This is a genomic window from Shewanella profunda (assembly GCF_023283765.1).
GTDB classification, from domain to species: Bacteria; Pseudomonadota; Gammaproteobacteria; order Enterobacterales; family Shewanellaceae; genus Shewanella; species Shewanella profunda.
Window position 1 is genome coordinate 1 of record NZ_JAKILG010000087.1, and the last position, 4080, is coordinate 4080.

The following is a 4080-nucleotide window of genomic DNA, read 5'->3' on the forward strand; positions in this document are numbered from 1 at the left end:
CGCTAAAAGCCAGTAAACCAACCAAAATAAGAAAGGCAGCATGGAATGGTGATTTTAGGAGCGAGATTTTCTTTGGTTAAGAGATTTAACAAAGCTTAATCCCGCCCTGATACAATAGCAAGGTGGATGAAATGTTATCCCTTATGGAGCGGTTTTAAATTTGTTATTTCGGTTAGGTTTTATGTGGATTCTAGGATTTTATTCCTTGTAAATCAAAGTGATATAGATTCATTTCTGATGTTTTGTCAATAGTCGGCCAAGAGGGCACCAGCAATTCCCTCTACGATCTCCCGCCGAATAACGTCAATATTTAACTGTCAGTTCGCCATACGTGGCTGTCGTTCGTCGCACTGCTACGCCGTATTCATCCTAGCGAAGTTACATGCATTGGCCTTGTCTTATGGATAAACCATCACTCATTATTTAACTGTATGTAACGGCATAGTCAGATTGCCTGTAAGAAAAATCAATTTGATAAGTTTGTTACTGCAACGGCTCTGGTAATTACAGTGTTAACCACCGAATGCGGAGCTACACGTACATTAGTGTGAGGGAACACGGGAGCCAGCCGCCTATCAATGTCACCCCATAACTCAGTATGTCTGTCAGCGCACAGAGGCCAAGCTATCGTTATTGCATTATGGTTATTACCCTGCACTTTTTGCAGTGTGAAGGAGCTTATAATGCAAACACTAAAACTTACGTTCGTTACTGCTGGTATAGTGCTGGCTGGTAGTCTGTTGCTTAGCGGTTGTGACCGTGGAAATGTTAATGCTCAAAGTGATTCACCGGATTTAACCATGACAACCGAGGATGGTACTGGTGATGATGTAAAAATAACCAGCGCGGTTAATACGGCACTGATGGCCGATGCGCAGTTAAAAGATTTCGATATTCAGATAGAAACCCGCAAGGGCGATGTAATGCTCTCCGGCAAGGTAGACACCCAAGCTCAAAAAGACCAGGCTAAACTGGTTACTGCAGCAACCTCTGGTGTGCATTCAGTAAACAATCAACTGAAAGTAAAGTAAACAATGTCAGTAAAACCGCTGGTTTGACTCGCTGAATAGAAAGGTGACAAACCAGATAGACAGATATCTTCTGATCTAAATCCTCCACTTATGCCACGCAATACCAATCCCCGCCGATGTTGCTGCGGGGCGTTGGCCCTCTTGATTTATAAAATGTGTGAATCTTGCCGCTCTCTCTCATGTGCATCCGTACACTTCAAGATATTCAAGCTATCTTTTTAATAAGTTGTCTTCAATGCCCTTCAGTAACTTGTAGGGGATTGGTGTATTCCTGGAGCTTAGGAGTTGGCGGTTCATTTTAAAGAAATTATGTGTGTATCATTTTTGGTATGAACACTAAGCACCTTTAATAGACATTACATGCTTACAACTTAGCTATTGGATGAATTGCCTCACTGTAAGCTTTACCCTTACACCATTTTCCACTTTGATGCTGCTTCTTAAAATCACACATGGCATCCCAACGACCGCTTATGCCACTGTATTGACGGCGAAACTCTTTAGCTGAAGTCAACCAAGCATCGGAGGTTATCCCTAACTCATTAAGCAGTTTTGGTCGCCGATTATCGAGATAACCTTTCTTATCATGGCGAATGGTTCGGCCTGTCCAATCGATAAGTTCAAGATAATCAGCAAAATGAAACGGAATACCCGTTTGTACATTAAGGTGTGTAGCACCCTCAAATTTGGCAAGGGATTTGTGCATTGTTTGATGATTACCGGAGGGTTTAGCTTGTTGATTCGGGATAGTTAACGCACTAGTGGACAAATTAAGTGAGTTAATCCTTTCTTGAATCGATGTAAAATCAGAGGATTGCAAGGAGTTGGCAATTCCTGCTCGAATAGGGTTTAAGTCCACATACATCATACAAGCCAGTAATGCTTGCTCATCCAATAACGCTTGTGACTTAAAACGACCCTCCCAAAACGCACCTTTACACTCATCCTCACGATTCGCCTTACGGGCAATTTCTTCATTTAAACAGCGCATAAACCAGCTAATACTACTTAATCGTTCATGCCACTCTGCAAGTAAGCCATCAAGTAACATGACTTCACCATTGATTAAGGCTTCACCATTCATATACTTAGCCGCGACTGCATGACCTTTAGTGATTTGGCACCAGCGACTGATAATGTCTTTTTTCGTTAAAGATTTCGCTTTATCGACATCAATTTTAAGCACTAAATGATAGTGGTTATTCATCACAGCATAAGCGCAAATATCAATACAAAAAATCGACGATAACGCTTTGATTTTATCTACAATCCAGCAGCGTCTATGCTCATAACTACGACCAGTGAGCTTATCCTCACCACACAAAAAAGCCCTTCTCACACAGCGATTTATCACATGGTAGAAAGGCGTCGTATTGGCATCAATTAACTGTCTTCTGGCCGAAGTCATCACAAACTCCACTAAGACAAAATCAGGATAATTTAAAGCTTAGTTTAGAGAGTAAGAAAATACAAAAAGATATGGCTGTCCCCGCTTTTTAAGATTTTGTTACTAATTTAATTTAACCCTCTTTGATGGTGTATCACATAATAAACGCATAATCTACATAAATTTAAAAAAATAATAAAAATCCGATTTACAAAGTTTTTTGATATGTTTCAATGTTTATTGTTAGCTTATATTGTTGTGTTTTTGCGGCAGAGTTTTTATTGTTTTTAACAAATTAAATCTACGTGTTTGCTAATAAATTTTAAGAATCATAATAACCCAAGGAAAATGTATGAAAGATGCTCCAGAATTTGTTAAATCATTAATTTCGCTAAATGAACCGTGGCTAATTGTTATGTCAGTAATAATTGCTTTGCCTTATCTTATTAAACTGCTAAAAGATATATCAACAATATCCCACACAATTGAGGTGAAAAACATTGAAGGTTTTTCATTAAGCATTGTTGACGAAAATAGTTCTGCTGCAAAGTATAAGCTTGAAAAGTATTTTGCTCAGCTTTATAAGCGTTCCTTTAGTTACAAAGAGATTAAATACCTACTCAGTTTCGAATCACCTTCAACAGCTATAAAAGACTATATTTGGGGGTACTCATATTTAAATTATGAAGATAATAAAGTTAACTATCGGAAAAACTATTGGTTCAACGCGATAACATGGTTTAATGGCGCTTTTTTTATACTCTCATCTTTATGTGGAGTAGTGTCTATTGTGCTTCTATTAGTTGGATTCACGCTTGGTAGCGAGAATGAAATTTTAATTAATTTTGGGATTGTGATTATTTACTGCTTCTTTATCTCTTGGCTTACTTTAAAAGGCTCAAGAGATGTTAATGCTGCACGCAGGGTTGTTGAAAGGCAACCTAAAAAGCTGACTAAAATACATAAGATTCAAGCGCGCTAAAAAGCGTCTTTTAATTATGGCTAGTGGCCGCTGGACTCTGAGGGATCCCCTCATAAATCGGCCATTGCATAGCCATCTTTGAGTAACTGATTGGCGAACTATACCCATGAAAGATCGGACAGGCACAGATTTTTGGGGATTAATCGCTTGCACAGTAGCGACAGGAGTTCACCATCCCCTCGGAGTTGTCGCGGGGCGTTTGAATAAATTGCGTGAGTCCGGTCATGGTCGTTCTTGTGCATCCATGCACTTCACGACATTCAGGCATCCTGCCTATCAGATGCCGAGCTAGCTTTCGCAGATACAGGGGCGAATGAAAATCGGTGATTTTCGCGCTTATGAGCGAGAGGCAGGGACTGCCGAATTGGAGGGCTTTACATGGATGTGAAAGTGGAGCCTTCGGAAGCGATAGCAATTTATCCATAAGATCAAGGCTAGTCTCTAATGCATGTAACTTCGCTAGGGGCGCCAAGGGAGATCCAAGAGGGAATTGCTGTTGATCCCCCTTTTGGTCGGGTGTGGGTTGAAGACCCACGACTTTGATTCACCTCGGCCGTTAGGCCGCATAAAGAGGCTGTTCATAATTCTGTGTCAGGTTAATTTCACAGATCGATATGGTTTTCTAAGCGCCCCTCAAAATGGATTGAGAGCTGTGATAGCGTCAAATTCCAATTTTGGAT

The 4080-nt window shown here is 40.3% G+C and carries 4 protein-coding genes; 3 read left to right on the forward strand and 1 reads right to left on the reverse strand.

Annotated features, from left to right (window positions below; genetic code table 11):
- The first annotated feature begins 683 nt into the window (after window positions 1–683).
- A complete protein-coding gene (locus L2744_RS21165) occupies window positions 684–1031 on the forward strand; it encodes a BON domain-containing protein (protein ID WP_248993730.1) in 348 nt (115 codons plus the stop codon).
- A 364-nt stretch (window positions 1032–1395) separates the two neighbouring features.
- Here L2744_RS21165 and L2744_RS21170 read toward each other — a convergent pair whose 3' ends face one another.
- Window positions 1396–2439, reverse strand: a complete 1044-nt coding sequence (locus tag L2744_RS21170; RefSeq protein ID WP_248993731.1) for a transposase — start codon at window positions 2437–2439, stop codon at window positions 1396–1398.
- Window positions 2440–2770: 331 nt separating this feature from the next.
- Between L2744_RS21170 and L2744_RS21175 the strand changes: the two genes are divergently transcribed.
- On the forward strand, window positions 2771–3400 hold the full coding sequence (locus L2744_RS21175; RefSeq protein ID WP_248993732.1) for a hypothetical protein: 630 nt from the start codon (window positions 2771–2773) through the stop codon (window positions 3398–3400).
- 106 nt (window positions 3401–3506) lie between these two features.
- Window positions 3507–3692, forward strand: coding sequence for a hypothetical protein (locus L2744_RS21180; RefSeq protein ID WP_248993733.1), 186 nt, complete (start codon window positions 3507–3509; stop codon window positions 3690–3692).
- The last annotated feature ends 388 nt before the right edge of the window (window positions 3693–4080 follow it).